16 protein-coding genes are annotated in these 22,559 nt (G+C 72.8%); 13 read left to right on the top strand and 3 right to left on the bottom strand.

All coding sequences use genetic code 11. The features are described from left to right. Positions 1 to 211 precede the first annotated feature (211 nt). Together AABA78_RS24090 and AABA78_RS24085 are read left to right on the top strand one after the other, a co-directional pair. The gene (locus tag AABA78_RS24090) at positions 212 to 2,473 is read left to right on the top strand and encodes a PAS domain-containing sensor histidine kinase (RefSeq protein WP_338266250.1); all 2,262 of its coding nucleotides are present in this window, start codon (positions 212 to 214) and stop codon (positions 2,471 to 2,473) included. 115 nt (positions 2,474 to 2,588) lie between these two features. Then, positions 2,589 to 3,404, top strand: coding sequence for a hypothetical protein (locus AABA78_RS24085; protein WP_338266153.1), 816 nt, complete (start codon positions 2,589 to 2,591; stop codon positions 3,402 to 3,404). A 4-nt stretch (positions 3,405 to 3,408) separates the two neighbouring features. On the opposite strand, the gene AABA78_RS24080 is transcribed toward AABA78_RS24085, so the two are convergent. After that, positions 3,409 to 4,332 (bottom strand): TerC/Alx family metal homeostasis membrane protein, encoded by a 924-nt coding sequence (locus tag AABA78_RS24080; protein WP_338266151.1) that lies wholly within the window; start codon positions 4,330 to 4,332, stop codon positions 3,409 to 3,411. A gap of 208 nt (positions 4,333 to 4,540) precedes the next feature. Between AABA78_RS24080 and AABA78_RS24075 the strand changes: the two genes are divergently transcribed. The 11 genes from AABA78_RS24075 to AABA78_RS24025 all read left to right on the top strand — a co-directional run bounded on the left by AABA78_RS24075 (position 4,541) and on the right by AABA78_RS24025 (position 20,716). After that, on the top strand, positions 4,541 to 4,948 hold the full coding sequence (locus AABA78_RS24075) for an arsenate-mycothiol transferase ArsC (protein ID WP_171414155.1): 408 nt from the start codon (positions 4,541 to 4,543) through the stop codon (positions 4,946 to 4,948). 245 nt (positions 4,949 to 5,193) lie between these two features. After that, entirely contained in the window at positions 5,194 to 6,096 is a 903-nt protein-coding gene (locus tag AABA78_RS24070) for a DUF2135 domain-containing protein (RefSeq protein WP_338266249.1), read from the top strand. Positions 6,097 to 6,127: 31 nt separating this feature from the next. Then, on the top strand, positions 6,128 to 6,766 hold the full coding sequence (locus AABA78_RS24065; RefSeq protein WP_338266148.1) for a DUF1175 family protein: 639 nt from the start codon (positions 6,128 to 6,130) through the stop codon (positions 6,764 to 6,766). Continuing rightward, a complete protein-coding gene (locus tag AABA78_RS24060) occupies positions 6,763 to 8,367 on the top strand; it encodes a hypothetical protein (RefSeq protein WP_338266145.1) in 1,605 nt (534 codons plus the stop codon). The genes AABA78_RS24065 and AABA78_RS24060 overlap by 4 nt, the downstream gene beginning before the upstream one ends. Beyond that, positions 8,364 to 13,079 (top strand): alpha-2-macroglobulin family protein, encoded by a 4,716-nt coding sequence (locus AABA78_RS24055; protein ID WP_338266143.1) that lies wholly within the window; start codon positions 8,364 to 8,366, stop codon positions 13,077 to 13,079. The genes AABA78_RS24060 and AABA78_RS24055 overlap by 4 nt, the downstream gene beginning before the upstream one ends. 3 nt (positions 13,080 to 13,082) lie before the next feature. Then, positions 13,083 to 15,335, top strand: a complete 2,253-nt coding sequence (locus tag AABA78_RS24050) for a hypothetical protein (protein ID WP_338266141.1) — start codon at positions 13,083 to 13,085, stop codon at positions 15,333 to 15,335. Between the two features lie 217 nt (positions 15,336 to 15,552). Then, positions 15,553 to 16,584, top strand: coding sequence for a hypothetical protein (locus AABA78_RS24045; RefSeq protein WP_338266138.1), 1,032 nt, complete (start codon positions 15,553 to 15,555; stop codon positions 16,582 to 16,584). 130 nt (positions 16,585 to 16,714) lie between these two features. Beyond that, entirely contained in the window at positions 16,715 to 17,398 is a 684-nt protein-coding gene (locus AABA78_RS24040; RefSeq protein WP_338266136.1) for a DUF4142 domain-containing protein, read from the top strand. A 79-nt stretch (positions 17,399 to 17,477) separates the two neighbouring features. Beyond that, complete coding sequence (locus AABA78_RS24035) at positions 17,478 to 18,458, top strand: hypothetical protein (protein WP_338266135.1); 981 nt, start codon at positions 17,478 to 17,480, stop codon at positions 18,456 to 18,458. 15 nt (positions 18,459 to 18,473) lie between these two features. After that, on the top strand, positions 18,474 to 19,223 hold the full coding sequence (locus tag AABA78_RS24030) for an ATP-binding cassette domain-containing protein (RefSeq protein WP_338266247.1): 750 nt from the start codon (positions 18,474 to 18,476) through the stop codon (positions 19,221 to 19,223). Further along, complete coding sequence (locus AABA78_RS24025; RefSeq protein WP_338266132.1) at positions 19,223 to 20,716, top strand: ABC transporter permease/substrate-binding protein; 1,494 nt, start codon at positions 19,223 to 19,225, stop codon at positions 20,714 to 20,716. Before AABA78_RS24030 ends, AABA78_RS24025 begins: the two co-directional genes overlap by 1 nt. A 1-nt stretch (position 20,717) precedes the next feature. Here the strand turns inward: AABA78_RS24025 and AABA78_RS24020 are convergent, their stop codons facing one another. Further along, complete coding sequence (locus tag AABA78_RS24020) at positions 20,718 to 21,521, bottom strand: class I SAM-dependent methyltransferase (RefSeq protein ID WP_338266130.1); 804 nt, start codon at positions 21,519 to 21,521, stop codon at positions 20,718 to 20,720. Beyond that, positions 21,502 to 22,557 (bottom strand): glycosyltransferase family 2 protein, encoded by a 1,056-nt coding sequence (locus AABA78_RS24015; RefSeq protein ID WP_338266128.1) that lies wholly within the window; start codon positions 22,555 to 22,557, stop codon positions 21,502 to 21,504. The genes AABA78_RS24020 and AABA78_RS24015 overlap by 20 nt, the downstream gene beginning before the upstream one ends. Positions 22,558 to 22,559: the final 2 nt, after the last annotated feature.

The following is a 22,559-nucleotide window of genomic DNA, read 5'->3' as shown; positions in this document are numbered from 1 at the left end:
GCCTTCCACGGCCGCCTGCCACCCCCCGGGGTTCCATCCCAGAGGTGGGCAACCCACCCCTCCTCCTCCCGCAGGCCCCATCCTTCCCACGGCGCGCGATGCCCATCTTCCCTCCACTCCGGCCACGTCCAGGGAGCAGGGGCACGGTGACACTCACTCTTCCGACAGCAGGCGGCCTGCCTTGTCCGACCGGTGTCTCCGGGGCGCCGGAATGAACCCTGTTGCGTCCACGACGGACTCGCTCGCGGACCTCGTGGCGGGGCGGCGCGAGGACATCCTCCGGCGCTGGAGCGCCCGGCTGGAGCCGGCCCCGCCGGGCATGTCCGAGGAGCTCCAGGAGCGGCTGCAGGGGATGATCAAGCTGGTGGACGCGCTCGTGCTCGTCCTCCGCCAGGGGGCCGTGGAGACGTGGGCGCAGGGGGCGGTCTGGTCCCATGCCCGGGAGATCGGGCTGCGGCGCTTCCGGTCCGGCGCTCGCGTGGAGACGCTGGTGCAGGAGTACGGCCTGCTGCGCGAGATCCTCATGGAGGTGCTGGATACGTCCCAGCGGCCGCTCCGCACGGACGAGCTGAGCATCCTCTGGCGCGCGCTGGACCGGAGCCTGACGGAGGCGGTGGCCCACTACGTCCAGGAACACGAGCAGGCGCTGCGCTCCCGGGAGCTGCGGCTGCAGGAGATCCTCGACCACGCTCCGGCCGCCATCTACGCGAAGGACGCGCTCGGGCGGTACCTCTTCATCAACCACCCCTTCGAGACCATCTCCGGCCACGAGCGCGCGTTGGTGCTGGGGCGCTCGGACTTCGAGCTGTTCCCCCAGGAGACCGCGGAGCGCTTCCGGCACAACGACCGCCGGGTGCTGGCGGCGAGGGCGCCGCTGGTGTTCGACGAGGAGGTGCTCCAGTCCGACGGGCCGCACCTCTACCACACGATGAAGTTCCCCCTGCCCAGCGTCGCGGAGGGTGAGCCGTGGGCCCTCTGTGGCGTGTCCACGGACATCACCGCCACGCGCACGCTGCGCCAGGAGCGCGACGAGGCCCGCGAGCAGCTCCAGCGCGTGCTCACCCAGCTGCCCGTCGTGCTGTGGGCCTTCGACACGCAGGGCGTGTTCACGCTCTTCGAGGGCGAGGGCGTGACGTCCACGGCCGTGCCCGCCCAGGTGATGCGCGGGCGCTCCGTCTTCGAGGTCTTCCGCGACCGGCGGGACGTGCTGGAGGTCATCCTGCGCGCGCTGGCCGGGGAGCGGCTGTCCACGGAGCTGTACCTCATGGGCGTGTGGTTCGAGGTCCGCCTCCTGCCGGTGTTCGACCCGGGAGGGCGCGTGGTCAGCGTGTCGGGCGTGTCGCTGGACATCACCGAGCGGCGCCGGGCGGAGCAGGAGCTGCGCACGTCGGAGACGCGCTACCGGCTGGCCACCCAGGCCACCCGCGACATCATCTGGGACTGGGACCTGGTGACGGATGAAATCCACTGGAGCGACATGGCCCCGCGCCTCCTCCGGATGGACATGTCCCGGGGGCCGCCCGTCATGGACATGGAGTGGTGGACCGCCAGCCTGCACCCCGACGAACGCGAGCGGGTGACGCGGGAGCTGCAGCAGGCGCTCGACAGCCCGGAGGGCCACTGGCAGGCCGAGTACCGGCTCAAGCGGGGCGACGGGACCTGGGCCTTCGTCGAGGACCGGGGCCGCGTGGTGAAGGACCTCCAGGGCCGCCCGGTGCGCATGGTGGGCGCCATGCAGGACGTCACCGGCCGGCACGAGGCCGAGGCGGAGGCGAAGCGCCGCGCGGAGTTCGAACAGCTGCTCATCGGCATCGTGGGCCACGACCTGCGCAACCCCATCTCCGCCATCACCATGGCGGCCACCACGCTGGCGAAGCGCGAGGACGCCGACCCGCGCGACCAGAAGGCCGTGGCCCGCATCCTCTCCAGCGCCGAGCGCGCGCACCGCATGCTGCGCGACGTGCTGGACTTCACCCAGGCCCGGCTGGGCGGCGGCATCCCCATGGCCCCGCGCGACGTGGACCTCCTGGACCTGGTGCGCCAGGTGGTGGACGAGGTCCAGCAGGCCCACCCGGACCGGCGCCTGGAGGTGGACGGACGGGGGGGCGCCCGGCTGTGGTGCGACCCGGACCGCCTGGCGCAGGTCATCACCAACCTGGTGAACAACGCACTCGCCTATGGCGACGCCTTCTGCCCGGTGCGCGTGCGGCTGCGCGGCCAGCCGGGGACGGTGACGCTCGCGGTGAAGAACCAGGGGCACCCGATTCCGCAGGACCTGATGCCCCACCTCTTCGAACCCCTCAAGCGCGCGGAGGCCCGCGAGGGTTCCCGCGCCCACGGGCTGGGGCTGGGGCTGTTCATCGTGAAGCACATCGTGGACGCGCACGGCGGCCGGCTGCGCGTGCGCTCCAACCTCCAGGACGGCACCACCTTCCTCGTCCAGCTGCCGCGCCAGCCGCCGCCTCGGGGCTGAGGCGGCGCTTCCGGGGCGCGCTTGCCCTGGAGGGACGGCCCGGGTAGCAAAGGGGCTCCCCAAGGGGCTCCGGCGGCGGGCGGGCCCTGCCCCTTGCGGAAAGGAGAGCGGCGCCATGAACAGGAAGTGGATCCTCGGGGTGGGGCTGGCTGCCGGCGGGCTGCTCCTGGTGGGCGGCGGGCTGGTCGCGACGGGCTACTGGGCGGATGGCCAGATGGGCGGCGACGGCATGGAGGTGCTGGCGCAGACCCAGGCCCGGGCCCAGCGGACCGCGGACCTCAACGCGCGCTACCCCTTCCAGCCGCCCCCCTCGGGCAAGGTGCTGAAGCTGGAGGAGGCGCGGCTGGAGACCTACCTCGCGGTGCGCGAGGCGACCCTGCCCGCCTACCAGACGCTGGAGAAGGAGTCGCTCGAGTACATGCGGACGCACGGCCAGGAGCTCAACCGCGGGGGCCGGCGCGCGATGATCCAGGCCGCTGGCGCCTCCATGCGCATGATGGGCAAGGCCCAGACGGTGCTCCTCCAGAACCTGGAGGCGCAGCGCATGTCGCCCCAGGAGTTCCGCCGCCTCACCGCCGTGGTGTACCCGGCGCCGGAGGCGGTGCCGGACGCGGGCGTGGCGGCGGTGTCCCTGGCGTCGGATCCCACGAACCTCGCGCAGCTGGAGGCGCAGCTCGCCGCGCTGGCGCCGCAGCTGGAGGACCCGAAGCTCACCGAGGCCCAGCGGCTGCAACTGGAGCAGCGCCGCGCCGGGCTGCGCAAGTACATCACCCAGCTGGAGCTCGCCTCGGGCCGGGACGTGAAGGACGCCAACGCCGCCCTCCTGAAGAAGCACGCGGAGCGCGTCGCGAAGGCGGCGAACCCCACGTTCGACGAGCTGATGGCGAAGCCCCTGGAGGCCGCCGGCACCGCGGGCCTGCCCAGGCCCTGAAGCGTCAGGCCTCCACCTGACGCCCGGAGCGCCGGTGCGCCAGGCTGGCCCCCACCGCGCCGCCAATCACCGCGAGGATGATGGCCACCGACAGCAGCGGCGGGATGTGCACCCACTGCTCCACCACCATCTTCACGCCCGCGAACGCCAGCACCCCCGCCAGGCCGTAGTGCAGGTACTTCAGCTGGCCCACCGCCCCGGCGATGACGAGGTAGAGCGCGCGCAGCCCCAGGATGGCGAAGGCGTTGGAGCTGTAGAGGATGAACGTGTCGGTGGTGACGGAGAACGCCGCCGGCACCGAGTCCACCGCGAACAGGATGTCCGTCACCTCCAGGCCCACCAGCGCCAGCAGGAGCGGCGTGGCGAGCCTGCGGCCCTGCTGCTTCACCAGGAAGCGCGGCCCCTCCACCTGGTCCGTCACCGGCAGCCGCTTGGCCAGCCAGCTGACGACGCGGTTGTCCTCCTGCTTCGACGGGTCCTCGCGCAGGACGCGCCACGCGGTGACGAGCAGGATGGCGCCGAAGACGTACGACACCCAGCCCCAGCGCTGCAGCGCCGCCGCCCCCACGAAGATGAACAGGGCGCGGAACACCAGCGCGCCGAAGATGCCCAGGAAGAGCACCTCGTGCTGGTAGCGCTGGGGCACGCTCAGGCTGCGGAAGATGACCAGGAAGACGAAGACGTTGTCCAGGCTGAGGCTCTTCTCGATGAGCCACGCCGCCAGGTATTCATGGCCGCGCTGGCTGCCCAGCGTCACCCACACGAAGCCGCAGAAGCCCAGGCCCAGCCCCACCCACGCCAGGCTCCACAGGACCGCCGCGCGGCGCGACTGCCCCCGCCCACCCCGGTGCGCGAGCAGGTCCACCACCAGCAGCGCGAGCAGCAGCGCCCAGAAGACGATCCAGGCCCAGGAAGGGGTGCTTTGCATGACCCCTTCAACGTAGGCACGTCCCCGGCATCCGCTCGCGCAAAGGCTTCGCGCGGAGTCAAATCCTACCCACAACCCCGGTCATGACACCCCAGGCCGGAGGGATGGGCTGGGGACGGGCGAGCGTTGTCCTCTTCCCCGCTCAGGATGTGATACTTCCCAGGAAGCCCAGGAACCTCATGATTCTCAACACTCCAAAGGCGGTGCGATGAACACGGTCATCTTCGCTTGTACGCAGAACGCGGGTCGCTCGCAGATCGCGGCGGCCTTCTTCAACCTGCTGGCGGACCCGGCGAAGGCGCGCGCCATCTCCGCGGGGACGCAGCCGGCCGAGCGTCTGCATCCCGAGGTACTCGCGACCATGAAGGAGATGGGCGTGGACCTGGGAGACGCGAAGCCGCAGCGGCTGACGCCGGAGCTGGCGAAGAGCGCGCAGATCCTGGTGACGCTGGGCGGGCTGCCGGATGCGCCGGCGGTGGCGAACCAGACGCGCGAGGACTGGCCCATGGAGGACACGGCGGGCAAGTCCGCGGCGGAGGTGGAGAAGATTCGCGACATGACGGCCGCCATCGTGTCGGACTTCGTGAACCGCCACGGCTGGGAGCGCCCGCAGTAGGCAGGCTGCGGAGGCAGCACCCTTCTGACGCGTGACCGTGGGTGTCCGGGCCCGAGGGTGGACGGACGGACACGCGAGGAAGGGGTGGAACCCGCGATGCCTGGCGTCGCGGTGGGGGGGGCCTCCCGGGCCGTCTTACCGGTCGGGGGCGGGTGGCTTGAAAACAGGCGGGAGCTTGCCGCACGCTGTGTCCTTTCGCGGACACGCGGTTCGCGCAACCCACGTCCAGGCCCCCAGGCTCCATGATGCTCTCCGTCCTTCTCGCCGGGCTGCTGTCGCAGACGGCGCCGCCGGTCTCCGCTCGCCAGCAGGGTGTGCCCATTGGCCGGGGGGACAAGGTCCCCACGGTGGTGTTGAGCGCGCCGTCCGGCGGGTGGACGGTGGACCGGATGCTGCGGATTGAAGGCACGGTGAGCGACCCCACGGTGGATCCGGTGGTCGTGTCCATCAACGGCGACCGCTACCTGATGCGCACGCAGGGGGGGCGCTTCAGCCGCAAGTTCCCCGCGGCCAGCGGCAAGAACGTCGTGACGGTGATGGCGACGAACAAGGGCGGCACGGCGCGCACGCAGGCGACGAGCTACGCGCAGGTACCCCCGGTGCCGCTCAAGGCCATCCTCACGAGCGACACGGACGGCGTCTACACGGACCTGCACATCTACGAGCCCACGGACGCGAGCAGCGCGGGCGACACGCTGGACGTGAAGGCGATGGCGCACGTGTACTGGGCGAACACGGAGAGCCCGTCCGGCGGCACGTTCTTCCTCAACGAGCAGGGCGGCGACTTCGACCAGCCGGCGTACGGCCCGTACCTCTACATCCACCGCGCGCCGCCGAAGGGCGTGTACCTGGTGGCGACGAACTACTGGCCCAGCGGGGACAAGGCGCACACGGTGGCCACGCTCAACCTGGCCCTCTTCGAGGGCACGCCGGGCGAGGTCCGCCGCCGCGTGCGCATCCCGCTGGCGACGCCCGGCACGACGCGCGTGCTCGCGTGGGTGAACATCCTGGGAGACGGGCAGGCGGAGGTGTACGTGCCGTCCGCGGATCCGAAGCCGAAGGGCGAGGGCTGGCCCACGAACCTGGAGGAGGCGCTCAAGGAGCTCCAGACGAGCGGCGACTCCGGCGAAGGCGAAGGCGACTACTGAAGCGACCGGCGCTCCCGGCACCGCCGAAGCCATGCGCGTCCTGATGCTCACGCTGCTGCTCCACGCTGGCCCGGCTCCGTCCGGGACGCCGGCCGTGTCCGCCGCGCGTGAAGGCGCGGTCATCGCGGCGGAGCCCGTCGCTCCGGAGACGCGCGCGAGGCTCTTGCGCCGGGAGGTCGCGCAGGTGGCGCTCGCGCAGGTGAAGGCCCCGGACGCGGCGTGGCAGCCCGCGCAGCGCGACTGCGCGGGCCTCATCCGCTACGCGTACCGCACGGCCTACCGGCGCGTGGCCTCGGAGCGCCTGGCCTCTCCGCTGTGGCAGGACGCTCGCGGGCCCTCGGACTTCGCGGACGCGGAGACGTTGATCAGCCTCAGCTTCGTTCCCCTGGGTCGGGGCGCGGATGTGCTCGACCAGCTTCGCACTGGAGACGTGCTGGCCTTCCGCCAGGAGCACGACGCGGGGCCCGTCTTCCACCTGATGCTCGTGGTGCGCCCGGAGGACCGGGCCCATGCCCCCGCGCGCGTCGTCTACCACCCCGGTGAGGCCGGCGCCCGCGTGCGCACCGGCATCCTGGACTCGCTCGCCACCGAGGCGCCGCTGGAGTGGCGCCCCGTGCCGGCCAACGCCGCCTTCCTCGGCTTCTTCCGCTTCAAGGAGTGGATGTCATGACGTCTCCCGTGAGCCCGCCGCCCCCCGCTGGAGGCGGAGGCAAGGGCCGCTCGTCCGCCGTGCGCATCGCGCTCATCGGCGCCCTCGTCGTGGGCGTCGGCGTGGGCGCCTTCGTCATCGGCCGCAAGAGCGGTGGGGGCGGCAGCTCCGGCCCCGCCTTCTCCTCCGGTGAGCCCAAGGGCCCGCCGTCCGCGGGCGCCACCGTGGAGGGCATGCCGGACGTGCCCTCCGAGCCCACGAAGATGGAAGTGCCCGGCGCTGGCGCGACCGCCGCCATCTGGGTGGACGTGCACTCGCCCGCGAAGGTGCGCGACGCGCTGGCGCGCAACGCGTGGCTGAAGGCGCAATGGGACAAGCCGCTGGGCCAGGGCTTCGTGAGCGGCTGGGCCGCGTTCCTGGGCTCCACCGGCACGGACCTGAAGGCATCCTTCAAGGGCGCGGTGCTGGACGTCGTCGCGGGGCAGTTGCTCGACACGCCCTTCCGCACCGTGTGGTTCAGCGGCGACGCGCGCGTGGGCACGCCCGCGCTCCTCGTCCCCCAGGCGAACAAGACGTCGCAGGCGGCGTGGGACGCGCTGGATGCGGTGGCGAAGCGCGGGGAGATGGTCGCGGAGAGCTGCCCGTCCGGCATGGCGGAGAAGGCGCCCGACGGCGGCTTCCACCTGTCGCGCTGGCTCGTCGCGGAGCAGACGGTGTGGGCCGCGCGCTCGGAGGACCGGCTGGTGCTCTCGCGGCACCCGGTGGTGGTGCTCCAGGCGCTGTGCACGCCGCTGCCGGAGCTGGACGCGGATGATGACGTGGACGTGGAGGTGGGCTTCGACCCGAACGCCTACGGCCGCGAGGCGCAGCTCTTCACTCACGTGCTGGGCCTGGGCGAGGACACGCGGCTGCAGCTGCGCGTGGACGGCGACCGGCTGGTGGCGAAGGGCATCGCCGGGAAGCTCCGCCCGGACGGCAACGCCTACGATGGCAAGCCCCTCTCCGATGACCTGCTCAAGCTGGTGCCGGAGGACACGCCGGTGCTGTTCGCGTTCCAGCTCACGCTGCCGGAGTCGCTGGAGCCCGCTCAGCTCAACGCCTTCTGGAAGAAGGAGGGCCAGCCCCGGACGCGCACGCGCCAGGTGGCCCTGGTGTGGACGCCGCGTGGCAGCACGTCGCTGGAGCCGGAGCTGGCCCTGCTGTGGGGTGATGAGAAGGACGCGGAGGGCCTGTCCGCGCTGTTCTCCGGCGGCGCCCGGACGCTGACGCGCGCCACGCTATGCAAGCACGTGGTGCTGGCCACCAGCGCGCAGGAGGTGGAGCGGCTCCAGAAGGCGTGCGAGGGCCGCGCGCCCAACATGCTCAACGCCGCGGGCCCGGTGGTGGCGGGCCTGCGCGCGCCCTCCACGGTGATGCTGGGCATCAACATGGGGCGGCTGCTCAGCGGGCTCGCGATGGACGGCTACGCGTCCGAGGCGCGGGTGGACCGCTCCTCTCCGCTGCCCAAGGCGGCGCCTCCTGAAATCGAAGCGGCCCGCCGTGACCTGGAGGCCCTGCCGTACCTGGGCTTCCGCGGCAACGTGCAGGGCTACGTCATGCTGTCGGAAGGGTTCGGGACATGAAGACCTCCCTGCGTTTCGCGGCGCTGGCCGCGCTCCTGCTGTCCGGCGTGGCGCTGGCCAAGCCGCTCTACCTCACCGTCCCGCGCTCCTACGGCAGCGGCGAGCCGGTGGCGGTGGACGTCGCCTTCGAGGACAAGGGCCCCGTCGAGCTGCGCGTGCTCAAGCCCGCGAACCTGGACGCGTTCATCCGCGCGCAGGGCGACCTGCGGCGCGCGTACCAGACGCCGCCCACGCTGCTCAACCCCGGCCGCGGCCTGAGCAGGGGCCTCAACGCGGTGCGCTCGCCGGGCATCGTCCTGATGGAGGCGCTGTCGCCCGCGTTCCGCCAGGAGGTGGGCGAAGCGCTGCCGAAGCCGCCGGAGGCGTCGTCGTCCGGCGAGCCGCTGGCGAAGGTGGCGGAGGGCCCGGAGAAGCTGGTGGGCACGCCGCCGGGCTTCTCCGTGGTGCGCAGCCAGTGGCTCAACCTGGACCTGGGCGGCGCGAACCGGGACTTCAACGTGCCCGGCTTCGACACGGGCGACAGCGGCAGCGGCTTCCAGGAGCGCCGCGTGCTGCTCGCGCCGCTGCCCGCGGGCACGTACGTGCTCCAGTTGGTGCAGGGCCGGGTGGAGGGGCAGGTGGTGCTCGTCGTCAGCGACGTCACCGTGCAGCTCAAGCAGACCGACGGCCAGGTGCTGGTGCGCGTGGCGGGGCGCGACCAGCAGCCGCGCGCGGGGGCGCAGGTGCAGGTGTACCTGCCCACGGGCAAGGGCCCCACGGGCACGACGGACGACAAGGGCGAGGTGACGCTCGCGGTGACGGAGCCGCGCATCCTCGCGACGGTGACGGCGGGGCAGGACACGGCCATCGTGGACACGGACTTCTACTCCGCGCTGGCGGTGGCGCCGGACGTGTTCATCTACAGCGACCGGCCCATCTACAAGCCGGGCAACGAGGTGAAGTTCCGCGGGCTCGTGCGGCAGCCGGACACGTTCCTCGCGCGCCTCTTCACGCCGAAGAAGCGCGACGTGCGCGTGAAGCTGGTGTCGCAGGAGGGCCGTGAAATCGTCACGCGCGCGGCGGTGGACGAGTTCGGCGCGTTCAACGGCACGCTCAAGGTGCCGGACGACCTGGGCACGGGCGTGCTGCGCATCGAGGCGGACCTGGACACGCACCCGCACCAGGGCGAGGCGCGCGTGCAGGACTACGTGAAGCCCACGTTCTACCTGGAGGTGCAGCCGGCGTCGGAGACGGTGGTGCCGGGCTCCACGGTGAGCGTGACGGTGCGCGCGCGGCGCTACGCGGGCGGCGTGCCCAAGGGCGCGAAGTACGAGGTGTTCCTCTACCGCAGCCTGCTGGACGCGCCCGCGTGGGTGGACGACTCCGGCCGCGGCGGTCAGGGCAGCGCGGTGACGTACGGCACCGCGTCCAGCAGCGAGGGCAAGCTGAGCGTGCCGGAGCGGCTGTACTCCTCCGTCGCGGAGCGCCAGGCCACGGACGACCCGTGGTCCACCGCCAGCGAGTTCGACGCGGACGGCGAGGCCCAGGTGGAGGTCGCCGTGCCCGCGCTCAAGCCGGGCGAGGAGCGGCTGCCGTACCGCTACAGCCTCACCGTGCGCGCGCGGGATGATCAGGAGACGTTCGCCAACGGCACCGCCGCCTTCTTCCTGTCGAAGGTGGAGGTGCTGGGCGTGGCGCGGTACTCGGACGCGGTGGTGCAGAAGGGCTCCGAAGCGCAGCTGTCCGTGCGCGCCACCACGCTGTCCGGCAAGCCCTATGGCGTCACGACGGGGCAGGTGGAGTTCATGCTGGTCCGCGCGGACGGCAGCGAGAAGGCGCTGGGCACGCAGGCCTTCACCACGCAGCAGGACGGCACGTCGCGCCTGAAGGTGCCCACCACCGACGTGGGCCGGGTGGTCGCGAGCGTGACGGTGAAGGACAAGAAGGGCGAGAAGTGGGAGGGCGAGGAGTCGCTGCTCGTCATCGGCGGCGCGGACGAGCCCGTGGCGCAGGTGCCCAACCTCACGCTCGCGTCGCTGTCCGGCACGCTGGCGCCGGGGGACAGCGCGAAGCTGGTGGCGCTCATGCCGGACGGCTGGGGCCAGGGCGGCAAGGACGCGGGGCCCGTGTGGGTGACGCTGACGGGCGCGGGCCTGTACGGCACCACGGTGGTGCCGTTGAAGGGCCGCACGCTGGTGCACGCCTTCCCGGTGGAGAAGCGCTTCGGCAGCGCGGTGTACGCGTCCGTGGCGTACCCCACGGCGACGGGCCGCTGGGAGGAGCGCACGGTGTCGTTCCGCGTGGTGCCGAAGGAGCGCACGCTCACGGTGTCGCTGCAGCCGCGCCGCGCGGAGGCGCTGCCGCTCACGGAGCAGGCCATCGACGTGCGCGTCACCGACAGCGACGGCAACGGCGTGTCCGCGCAGCTGTCCGTGGGCGTGGTGGACAAGGCCGTCTACGCCATCCAGTCCGAGTTCCGCCCCGGCGTGCTGGACTTCTTCTACCCGCCGGCGCGCGACAACGTGACGAGCTTCTACTCGGCGGAGTTCCAGGGCTACGGCTACGGCGAGCAGCTGGCGCGCAAGATGGCGGGGCTGCCGGACCATGCGTTCGCGTCCATCAAGCCGCCCAGCCGCAACGCGAAGGACCTGGAGAAGGACACGGCGCACTGGGACCCGGCGGTGGTGACGGACCGGGACGGGCGCGCGACGGTGCGCTTCACGCTGCCCTCCAACCAGACGCTCTGGGTGGTGACGGCGGTGGCGGCGGACACGTCCGGCCGCTTCGGCGAGGGCACGGCGGAGTTCGCCTCGCGCGGCGGGCTGAACCTCTACGCGGCGCTGCCGCAGTTCCTGCGCGAGGGCGACGAGGCGCTCGCGTCGGTGCGCCTGGCCGCCGGTGAGAAGTCCAAGGGCAGCCAGCTGCTGGACGTCAGCCTGCGGCCCGGCGGCGCGCTCCAGGCGGAAGTGCTCCAGCGCAAGGTGGAGCTGGGGCAGGGCGGTGAGCAGGTGGTGCCGGTGACGCTGCGCGCGGCGAAGACGGGCCCGGCGCAGCTCGCGGTGGACGTCGTGGGCGGCAAGGACCCGCTGCGCGACCTGAAGCGCTTCGACGTGGCGCCGGCCGCGGTGGAGGACGCGGTGCAGGTGAGCGCATGGGGCGGCGGGGCGCTGTCGCTGGAGGCTCCGGAGGCGGCGGCGCTGACGCGCGTGGAGCTGGTGCTCCAGCCGTCCACGGTGGACGCGGCGCTCGCCAACGTGCGCGAGCTGCTCACGTATCCGTACGGCTGCCTGGAGCAACTCGTCTCCACGACGGTGCCGAACGTGGCGGTGTACCAGGTGCTCCAGAAGGCGGGCGCGCTGGACAAGCTGGACCCCGAATCGCAGTCGCTGCTGGCGGAGGCGCGCAGCCGCTCCGTGCAGGGCACGGCCCGCATCCTGGGGCTCGCGGTGAAGGGCGGCGGCTTCACGTGGTTCGGCGGCTACAGCGAGCCCAGCCTGCCGCTCACGCTCATCGCGCTGGACGGCCTGGCGTACGCGTCCGAGGCGGGGCTGGTGGACCGCGACGACGCGCGCATCCAGGAGAGCGCGAAGTGGCTGGAGGCGCAGGAGGGCCTGTCGCCGGAGTACGACGCGACGCGCGCGTACGTGCTGGCGCGGCTTCAGGGCCCGCGTCAGGCGGCGCGGGTGCGCGCGCTGGTGGAGGCCGCGAAGCCGGGGGACCTGTACCCGCTGGCGCTCGCGGTGCTGGCCGCGGAGAAGGCGGGCGTGATGAAGGAGCCCGGCCTCCAGGAGCGCATCCAGGGGCTGGTGAAGGAGAGCGGCGAGGGCTTCGCGAAGCTCGCGGCGCTCAAGGGCGAGGCGCAGACGCCCGAGGCGTTCTACCGCTTCCCGCTGCGGCGCGTGGGCCTCACCGCCATCACCGCGCACGCGGCGTCCTTCGGGTCGCTGGACGTCACGCGCGCGCGCAAGCGCATCCTGGAGATGCTGAGCGAGCCGGGCCTGTCCACGTTCGACCGGAGCACGGCGCTCTTGCACTCGCTCTGGCTGGTGGAGCGTGACGCGAAGGCGTTCAAGGGCATGGCGCCTCCGGAGGTGAAGGGGGCTTCGGCGCCGGTGAAGTTCGCCTCGCGCGGCATGGGCCTCGTCGCCACGCTGCCGGCGGGGACCCGCACGGTGGACGTGGGCGGCTTCGACGGCGTGGCCACGCTGCGCGCCGCCGCGATGACGCCGCTCAAGGCCGTGCAGCCGCGCGTGAACGGCATGTCCGTGGAGCGCGCGTACTACGTGCTGCGCGAGGGCGGGAAGGTGAAGCTGGACGCGGGCACGCAGGTGTCGCAGGGCGAGGACGTCTACGTGGAGCTGACGCTGGACGCGCGCGGGGAAAACCGGGCGCGCTCGGCGTACTACGTGGTGGAGGACGCGGTGCCGGCGGGCTTCGTCCCGCTCCAGGAGGACAAGAGCTTCCGGGGGCCGCCGCACTCGCTGCCGCTGGCGCCAGAGGCGCTCAAGCGCCGGCAGCTGGACCCCTCGCACGCGACGTTTTTCTTCGAGGAGCCGGCGTGGTGGAGCGACAGCCCGCGCACGGTGGGCTACGTGATGCGCGCGCAGTTCGCGGGCACGTTCGCGGCGCCGCCCGCGACCATCGAGGACATGTACTCGGCGCGCATCCGGGGCCGCACGGCGCCGGACGTGTTGAAGGTGGTGCCCTCGAAGACGTCCGTGAGTGACCTGTAGCCCATGGGGTGGGCCGTCGCCGTCGCCGCGCTGTTGTCGGCTTCGCCCGCCTTCGTCACGCGGGGGGATGTGACGCCGGAGGCGGACCTGCGCCGCGAGGCCCAGGCCGCCTGGACGTCCCTGGAGGCGCGGTACGCGGAGCAGGCGGGCGGCCTTCCCACGAGGGCCCCCGCCACCGTGACGCTCCAGAAGGGCACGGCGCTGTCGCCCGAGCGCAACGCGCAGGGCCGGCCCGGCGTCGTGGAGCTTCGGCAGAACACGCCCGGCGTGCTGGACGCGAGGACGCGCACGGCGCTGTGGCATGAGCTCGCGCACCAGCTGCTCTGGTGGGCCTGTCCCGCGTCCAGCGAGGACCGGCTCTTCCACGAGGCCTTCGCGCTGACGGTGAGCGGCGAGCTGCCCGCGTGGCGCGACGGGCCCTATCAGTCGCTGTCGCGCGCGGCGAAGGAGGTGGCGAGCGCACCGGCGGTGGACACGCCGCGAGCGAGGAGGGGACTGGCGCGGATCCTCGGGGAGCACACCGGGTTTCCCGCCGCGCTGACGCGCAGGCTGCGTCAGTGTCATGACGGAACACGGTGGGCCGCGCCCCTGACGGTGGAGGAGCTGGCGGACGTGGCGGTGCTCGCGCCCGAGGCGGCCACGGTGGTGGTGAGCCGGCACTCGGGAGAGGTGCTGCTCGCGGAAGGAGACGTGCGGCGCGCGGTGCCCTACGGCTCCACGCTCAAGCCGTTCCTGTACGCGGCGGGGACCGGTGCCGCACCGGACGCCGGCGCACCTCCACTGCTCCCACCGCGCCCGGGCGTGCAGGAGTGGGCGTGCGGCGCCGGCCTGCCTGCGAAGGTGGATGCGCGGCTCGCGCTCCTGCGCTCCTGCAACGGCTGGTTCCTGGACTGGGAGGCCACCGGCCGCGCTCCCGGGGCCTTCGGTGTCTGGGGCCCGGTGCTCTCCGCCGTGGGCCTCACCGGATTGCCCTCGGACATGACGGAGGCCATCGGGCTGCGGTCTGCGCATGGGCTGTCCCCCTGGGGCATGGCGCAGGCGTACCGGCTGCTCGCGGAGGCTCGGCCGGACGTGCTCGCGCTGCTCACCGGCAACGTGGATGAAGGCACGCTCAGCGGCTTGTCCACGTCGAAGGTGCTCAAGGGCGTGGCCACGAAGACGGGCACCGTGCGCGACGCCGCGAGCCGCCCCCAGCTCGGGTGGATCGCCGCCGTGGACGCGGACCTCGTCGCCGTCATCGTGCGGCCCGGCAAGATGCCCCGGCACTTCGTGGACGAGGTCCCCGCGCTCCTCGCCCGCGCGCGCCGGCAGGCCGGGCTGGACGCCGCGCGCGTGCAGGTGCTCGGCCTGCTGCCCTCCGCGACCGTGGAGGCCCGCTGCGCGGGCGCGGGCTTCTCACTGGAGGACGGCACCCCGCGCGCCGCGCCACCCGACTTCTCCCGCCTGGACGCGCTCACCTCGAAGGGCCCCGCCGTCTGCCTGGGCAGCCCCTGGCGCGTGCGCTTCCCGGACGGCCCCGACGGTGGCCGCGACTACGCGGGCGTCTTCACCTGGTCCACGCCTCCGCCGTACCGTCCGCCGCCCGGAGTGCCCACCACCCCCAGCGCGCTCAAGGCCCGGCGCGGCTCCGACTTCGTCTTCCGCACCACGCGCGTGCAGTACACCGCCGGCGTCGTCGCCGCGGAGGACGTCACGCTCCAGGGCGAGGCCCGCGTCGCGCTGGCCCGCGTGGCCGCGCACAACGAACGCCACGCCGACCCCCGCCACCCCGGCCGCGCCCTCTGCGACACCACCCACTGCCAGGCCTTCCGGGGCACCGTGCGCATCCGCCCGGAAGAAGCCCGCGCCCTCCAGCTCCCGCCGCTGAAGTGGGACGCGTGGCTCACCTTCTCGCAGGGCGGCTCCACCCCGTGGAGCGAAGTCCGCTCCCGCTCCCAGGTGGAATCCCTGCTGGGCACGAACCTCGTCTCGCTGCGCTTCGAGTCCGGCCGCGTGCGCTACCTGCGCACCGAAGGCACCCCCAGCGCCCCCTACGAGGACGCGCGCTCCCTGCCGTGCGACACGCTGCGCGCGGGCCTCCAGCTCCCCTCCTGCCCCCAGCGCGCGTCCTTCGACGGCCCCCAGGTCCTCTTCGAAGGCCAGGGCCGCGGCCACGGCGAGGGCCTGGACGTCGAAGCCGCCAAGGCCTCCCCCCGCCTCTCCAGCGACGCCCTCCTGGAGCGCGCCTTTGGCGCCCGGGCCCCCCAGCCCCCCTGACGGCGGACGACGGAGGCCCCGGGGCGGTGGGCGGTCAACGGGTCCTACTGTCGGACCAGTTGGGGCGCTTCGGCTCCGGAGGGGCGCTCCTGCCTCCCCAAGACCTACAGGGTTTCCCGGCACCCACCCCGCAAACCGTGAAAAACGTGCTGACACGGGCCCCTAATCACAGCTATTACGGAAGAATACCGTAGCGCTGTTTGGTGCGAGGGGCCCAATGGCGGAGGGAAGGAGCGAGGCGGAGGCCACGCGGCGCGCTTTGGAGGCGCTGCCGGAGGGCCTTCGGGTGCGCTGGGTCCAGGAGGGCCGGGGGGCCTGGGTGCTGGGCTGTCAGGACTCGAAGCCGAACCTGCACGCGCCCCGGGGCGAGGACGTGCTCATCCAGGGCGAGCTGTGGCTGCTGGGCGCCCGCTACGTGGAGGGCGCGGTGCCGCGCGGTGCCCTGCGGGTGTGGCTTCTGGAGGGCCCGGTGCGGCACGTGCTGGCCGCGCGCGTGGCGGTGGGCGGCGGCGACCTGACGCTGGGCCTGGGGCCGCCGGGCGCGCGGGTGCCGTCCGCGCGCGTGGTGTGCCAGCGCGTGGAGTGGCGGCCGTACTCGGTCGCGAACGCGGCGCCGCTCGCCGCGGCCTTCGTGGACCTGTGGCGCGGCCTGGGCCGGGGCTCGCGGCTGGAGCGGCTGGGCCTGGAGGTGGAGGGCGCGGTGGAGGGCCGCGCGCGCGTGTCCCCCTTCGTGGAGGTGGAGGCGGACCGCAAGAGCAGCCGCCGCTCCGCGACGCGCCACCCGCTGCCCTCCTTCGAGGCGCCCACGGCGGACGTGCTGCGCGACTGCCGCCTGTGGCTGCGCGCGACGGCGCACGCGCTGACCCGCGAGCCGCCCTTCCTGCGCGAGGTGTACCTGCCGTCCCCGCTGTCCGGCGACGGCGTGCCCCTGGCGCTGGACGCCACCGCCGTGAGCGAGTCCCTGAGCGCGCTGCTGGAGCGGCGGCTGCGCTGGGCCGAAGGGTGGCTGTGTCCCTCCGCGCTGCTGGAGCTGGAGGTGTCGCGCACGGTGCCCGAGGGCGGGAGCGCCGGCGCCTGCTGGCTCACCGCGCGCTTCGAGCAGGCGCAGACGGGCGGGACGGCCACCACCGTCACGCTGCTCGACACGCCCTGCTTCTCCTCGGAGGTGCTGGCGCTCCTGCGCGGCTGGGCCCAGGCCACGGCGCCGGGGCGCGGCGCGGTGGTGCGCGGCCTGCTGTCCGCGGAGTGACACGCGCTCCGCCCGCGGGCCTCGTTCGCGGGGGCGGGGCGCTCGGCCAGGCGACCCTGGCAACGGCCTTCCGCGTCCACACCTTGCTTCCGTCAATCATTCATCCGCGGATGCGGGGGAGGGTGGGACCATGGGCAAGACGAACTGGAAGACGCGTGCGGTGACTGCGGCGGTCATGACGGGGCTGATGGGCTTCGCGGCCCACGCCGACGAGAGCCAGTCCAAGCAGGAACAGGAGCAGATGAAGCAGGGCAAGGCCGTGGGTGAGGCCGCCGCCAAGCGCGTGCAGTACGTGGGCAAGCTGGCCGTCTTCAACAACCGCCAGATCGAGATGGCGAAGCTCGCGGAGGAGCAGGCGTCGGATCCGCGCGTGAAGGAGTTCGCCACCAAGCTGCGCCAGGACCACGAGAAGAGCCAGGAGACGCTGCGCACCTGGGCCCAGAACAAGAAGATGCAGATCAGCGCGCTCAACGACAGCAGCCAGACGTCCGAGTCGGCCACGGGCACGGGTGGCTCCGGCGTGCAGCAGGGCTACCAGGAGAAGATGAAGGGCACCGGCGAGAAGCTGGGCAAGGCCATCGACACGAAGAACGAGGAACTCAACAAGCTCCGCGAGAAGCAGGGCCCCGAGTTCGACAAGGCCTTCCTGACGCGCATCACGGAGGACCAGAAGAAGGGCAAGGAGATCCTCAAGGAGGGCCGCAAGGAGTACAAGAACGACGCCGGCTTCCTGGCCCTCCTGAGCGACACCGAGGCCACCGTCAGCAGCAACGAGATGGAAGCGAAGAACCTCGAGAAGCAGATGAAGAAGTAGTGCCCGCGGATGTAGCGCGGTGGGCGTCGGACCGACGGGCCGGTTGACTCGGCCGGGTCCGGCGCCTATCCCCTCGTGGATGCGCACGGCACGGGTGGCGGTGGGGGTGGCGGTCGGGGGGCTGCTCGGTGCGTGCCAGGCCTCCGTGCCGGTGGCCCCCGCGGTCCCGACCGTGGGCGTGACGCCCTCGGGCCCCTTCGTCGACGACGCGCGCCCCCTCTTCGACGGCTGTGTCCCCGTCCCGGACACCCCTACGTCGCGCACGTACCGCTGCGGCGCGCTCTCCGTGTGGCTGTACGAACAGTCCGGCCTGAGCGAGGCGCAGGCCGTGGAAGCCGGACGGGACCGCGTCCATGCGCGCCTGGGGCCGGCGCTCACGGAGGTCCGGGGAGAGCTGCCGCTCGCGGGACTGCCGCACCCGTCCCTGCGGTTCGAGCAGTGCGCCGGTGCGGACGGCGGCGGGCCCTGCCCCGTGGGCGGCTACGTCACGGCGGTGACACCCTCGGCGGGCCGCGTGCGGCAGCTGGGCTGCGTGGCGCGCGAGCCCGTGCGCGCGGGGCTGGGCCGGTGCCTGGAGCTGTTCGCGTACCTGGCCACGCGAGGCAACCCGGAGGGCGACATGCTGGCGCCGTCGTCGCGCGTCACCCCGCCGAGGCTGCCATGGCGACTGCTGTTCCTGCCGGAGGGGTGCGAGCTCGCGGCCTCGACGACGCGCGCGGGGAGGATCCGCTGCGCCGCGGCCACCTTCTCCTGGAGCGTCTTCTGGCCGGCGGAGCCGGGCTCGGCCCAGGTGCAGCGCTGGCGCGACCGGAGCGTGGAGGAGCTGCGCGACGCGCTCCCGGGCGCGGGCCCGGTGGAGGTGCGCGACTGCTTCGTGGAGGGCCTGGCCACGCGCTGCGTCCGCTTCACCGCGCCCGCGCCGGAAGGCGGCGGTGACGTCCAGGTCTGGGCCGGCGGCGTGGACCGCCAGGGCTGGGGGATGTTCGCGGCGTGCAGCCTTCCCGCCAGTGCCTCCTTCCCCTTTCCAACCGCCTGCAACGGCGTGTTCGCTCCGCGCTGAAGGGACGTGGCGTCCGTGTTCATCCTGGAGGAGGTGTCCAAGCGCTTCGGTGCCGCGCAAGCCCTGCACCCGCTGAGCCTGGAGCTGCCGAAGGGCGCCACCACGGCGCTCATCGGTCCCAGCGGCTGCGGGAAGTCCACGCTGCTGCGGCTGCTCAACGGCCTGCTTCGTCCCGACACGGGGCGCGTGCTCTTCGACGGACAGCCCCTGCCGGAGGACGAAAGCGCGCTGCTCGCCGTGCGCCGCCGCGTGGGCTACGCGCTCCAGGGCGGGGGGCTGTTCCCGCACCTCACCGGCGCGCGGAACGTCACGCTGATGGCGCGGCACCTGCGCTGGCCGGAGACGCGGATCCGCGAACGGCTGGCCTCGTTGATGGACCTGACGCGCTTGCCGGCGGACGCGCTGGAGCGCTTCCCCGGGGAGCTGTCCGGAGGCCAGCGGCAGCGGGTGGCGCTGATGCGCGCGCTGATGCTGGACCCGGACGTGCTGCTGCTGGACGAACCCCTGGGCGCGTTGGATCCGCTGGTGCGCCATGACCTCCAGACGGAGCTGCGCGGCATCTTCGAACGGCTGGGCAAGACGGTGGTGCTCGTCACCCACGACCTGTCGGAGGCGGCCTACCTGGGCGACGGCATCGTGCTGATGCGCGAGGGCCAGGTGGTGCAGCAGGGCTCGCTGGACGACCTGGAGGCGCGGCCCGCGGAGCCGTTCGTCACGCGCTTCATCCAGGCCCAGCGTCCGCTGCCCCTGCGGAGGTCCGGGTGATGCGCGCGCTGGCGTTGGCGTGGCTGCTGCTCTTCGGCGTCGCGTGCGAGCGCGCCGACGGCGCGGGGCCGGAGGTGCGCGTGGGCTCCAAGAAGTTCACCGAGTCCGTCATCCTCGGGGAGCTGGTGACGCAGGTGGCGAAGGACGCGGGCGCGCGGGCCTCGCACCGGCGCGAGCTGGGCGGCACCACGGTGCTGTGGGAGGCGCTGCGCCGGGGCGAGCTGGACGTCTATCCCGAGTACACCGGCACGCTGCGCCAGGAGCTGCTCGTGGGCCGCGCGCTGCCGGACGACGCGGCGCTGCGCCAGGCGCTCGCGGGCGAGGGCCTGCGCATGAGCGCGTCGCTGGGCTTCAACAACACGTACGCGCTGGGCATGAAGGAAGCAGAGGCCCAGCGGCTGGGCATCCGCCGCATCTCCGACCTGAAGGCCCACCCGGAGCTGCGCGTGGGCTTCAGCAACGAGTTCATGCAGCGGGGCGACGGCTGGCCCGCGCTGCGCGACGCGTACGGTCTGCCCCAGCGCGACGTGCGCGGCCTGGACCACGACCTGGCCTACCGGGGCCTGGAGAGCGGGGCGATTCAACTCACGGACCTGTACTCGACGGACGCGGAGATCGCCGCCTACGGGCTGCGCGTGCTGGAGGACGACCGGCACCACTTCCCCGCGTACGACGCCGTGCTCCTCTACCGCGCGGACCTGGAGACGCGGGCGCCCCGGGTCGTCTCCGCATTGCGCCGGCTGGAGGGCGCGCTGCCGGAAGCGGAGATGGTGAAGCTCAACGCCCGCGCGCGGCTGGAGCACGTGCCGGAGGCGCGGGTGGCGTCGGACTTCCTCCAGCAGTCGCTGGGGCTGACGACACAGGTGCGCACGGACGGGCGGGCGTCCCGCGTCTGGCAGCGCACGCGCGAGCACCTGTTCCTCGTGGGCCTGTCGCTGGTGGCGGCCATCGCGCTGGCCATCCCGCTGGGCGTGGTGGCCGCGCGCCGTCCGCGCCTGGGGCAGGGCGTGCTGGGGCTCTCCAGTGTCATCCAGACGGTGCCGTCGCTGGCGCTGCTGGTGTTCATGATTCCGCTCTTGGGCATCGGCTCGAAGCCGGCCATCGCGGCGCTGTTCCTCTACAGCCTGCTGCCCATCGTGCGGAACACGGCGGCGGGGTTGCAGGGCATCCCGTGGGAGGTGCGCGAGTCCGCGGAGGCGCTGGGCCTGCCGTCCGGCGCGCGGCTGTGGCGCATCGAACTGCCCATGGCGGCGGCGTCCATCCTCGCGGGCATCCAGACGGCGGCGGTCATCAACGTGGGCACGGCCACGCTGGGCGCGCTGGTGGGCGCGGGCGGCTACGGCCAGCCCATCCTCACCGGCATCCGCCTGGACGACGTGGGGCTCATCCTGGAGGGCGCGGTGCCCGCGGCGGTGCTGGCGCTCGCGGTCAGCGGCCTCTTCGAGGTGGTGGCGCGCGTGCTGGTGCCCCGGGGCCTGCGCGGCCAGGCCTGAGTCAGGGCACGCGGCCCGCGTACAGCACGGACGTCCCCAGCACCGGCCGCGCGGACAGACGCGTCTCCGCGTGCATCAGGACGCGCAGCGCTCCGTCCACCAGCTTCGACGGGGGCACGAAGCCTCGTTCAATGACCCGCTGCTGGTCCGGGTCCTGGGTGGGCATCAGCGCCTTGCGCGCGAGCAGCGCGGGCACCAGGGAGAAACCCCAGTAACGCAGCGCCCGCGAGGAGAGCGGCAGGCCGTCCAACTCGCGGGCCAGGCTGTCGCGTGTGTAGCGCCGCACGTGGCCCGCGACGACGTCATAGCGGCTGAAGAGCACGGGCAGCGCGGGTACGTTGATGAGCAGCCACCCGCCGGGTTTCAGATGCCGCAGCGCGGACTCGAGCAGGGGGCGTGGCTTGGGAACGTGCTCGATGACGTCGAAGAGGAGGGCCACGTCGTAGGTGCCCCGTAGCTCGGTTCGCTCCTCGGTGACGTCGTAGTAGAGCGTCCGGCCCCGGCGCGGCGCGCATCGCTTCAACGCGCCCAGGTTGAGGTCGGTGGCGTCCACCGTCCACGCGGTGGTGTCCTCCAACTGGCGCGCAAGCACACCTGACCCCGAGCCGATGTCCAGCGCCCGGAGCGTGGCCTCTGTGGACAGACCCACGTCCTTCATCAGGCGGTGCAGCGCGCGCAGCCGCCAGGTGAACCAGAAGTGGTCCGCGGAGGACTCGTCGTACCACTCGTCGGGGAAGGGCTCCGCGGAAGTGGGGCGCGACAGCATCTCCACCGGGGCGGCGGACTCAGGGGACGGGAGGGACATGGAGATTCTCCTGGCGCACGCGGGGTTCCACCCGCTCCATCACGAGATAGGGGGGACGGCCCTTCACCTCCAGGTATGTACGGCCCACGTACGCCCCCAGGATGTAGAGGCAGAACGCCAGCACCGCGTTGCCAGTGGCGATGAGCACGTAGGCGAAGAGGAAAGGACGAGGCACGTCCAGGTGGCGTGAGAAGCCCACCAGCAGGAACAGGAAGAGCACCGTGAGCACGCCGAAGAGGAAGCTGGCGAGCTGGGCCGCCTGCAGGGGCCGCGTGCTCATGGACGCGATGCCGTCGGTGGCCAACCGGTACAGCTTGCTCCAGGTGTATTTGGGCTCGCCCGCAGCGCGTGCTGGCCGGTCGAAGGGCACCGCCACCTGCTGGAAACCCACCCAAGCCCTGAGGCCCCGGGAGAAGCGCAGGTTCTCCGGCAACTGGCGCAGCGCCGTCACCACGCCCCGGTCCATCAGGCAGAAGTCCCCGGTGTCCAGGGGCAGGTTGATCTCGGAGAGGAACGCCACCAGCCGGTAGAAGCCCCAGTAACCCAACCGCTTGACCACGTTGCCCTGCCGCCGCCGCCGCCTTCCAAAGGCGACGTCCGCGCCCTGGCGCCATGCGGCCAGCATGTCCCAGACCACCTCCGGCGGATCCTGGAGGTCCGCGTCCATCACCGAAACCAGGTCCGCATCCGCGTGGTCCAACCCCGCGCACACCGCGCCCTGATGTCCGAAGTTGCGCGACAACCGGATGAGCCGCGCCTGCAGTCCTCCCCGGATGCGCTCGGCGAGCAGCCGCGCGGTGGCGTCGCGACTTCCGTCGTCCACCAGGATAAGCCGCACGGACGCTACGCCCTGCCGAGCGAGCACCTCGGGCGCGAAGACCTGGGCCAGCCGCCCGAGCAGCAGGTCCAGCATCTCCTCCTCGTTGAACACGGGGATGACGATGTCGAGCGTCAGGTCGGCCGCGTCGCGGGACACGCTGGCGGTCGTTCGCGCTTCGACAGAGGGCGGGCCAGGAGGCAGTTCGAGCCGATGCATGC

Origin of the sequence: Corallococcus caeni, assembly GCF_036245865.1 — a bacterium.
GTDB classification, from domain to species: Bacteria; Myxococcota; Myxococcia; order Myxococcales; family Myxococcaceae; genus Corallococcus; species Corallococcus caeni.
This window is presented reverse-complemented; position numbering and strand designations above follow the sequence as displayed.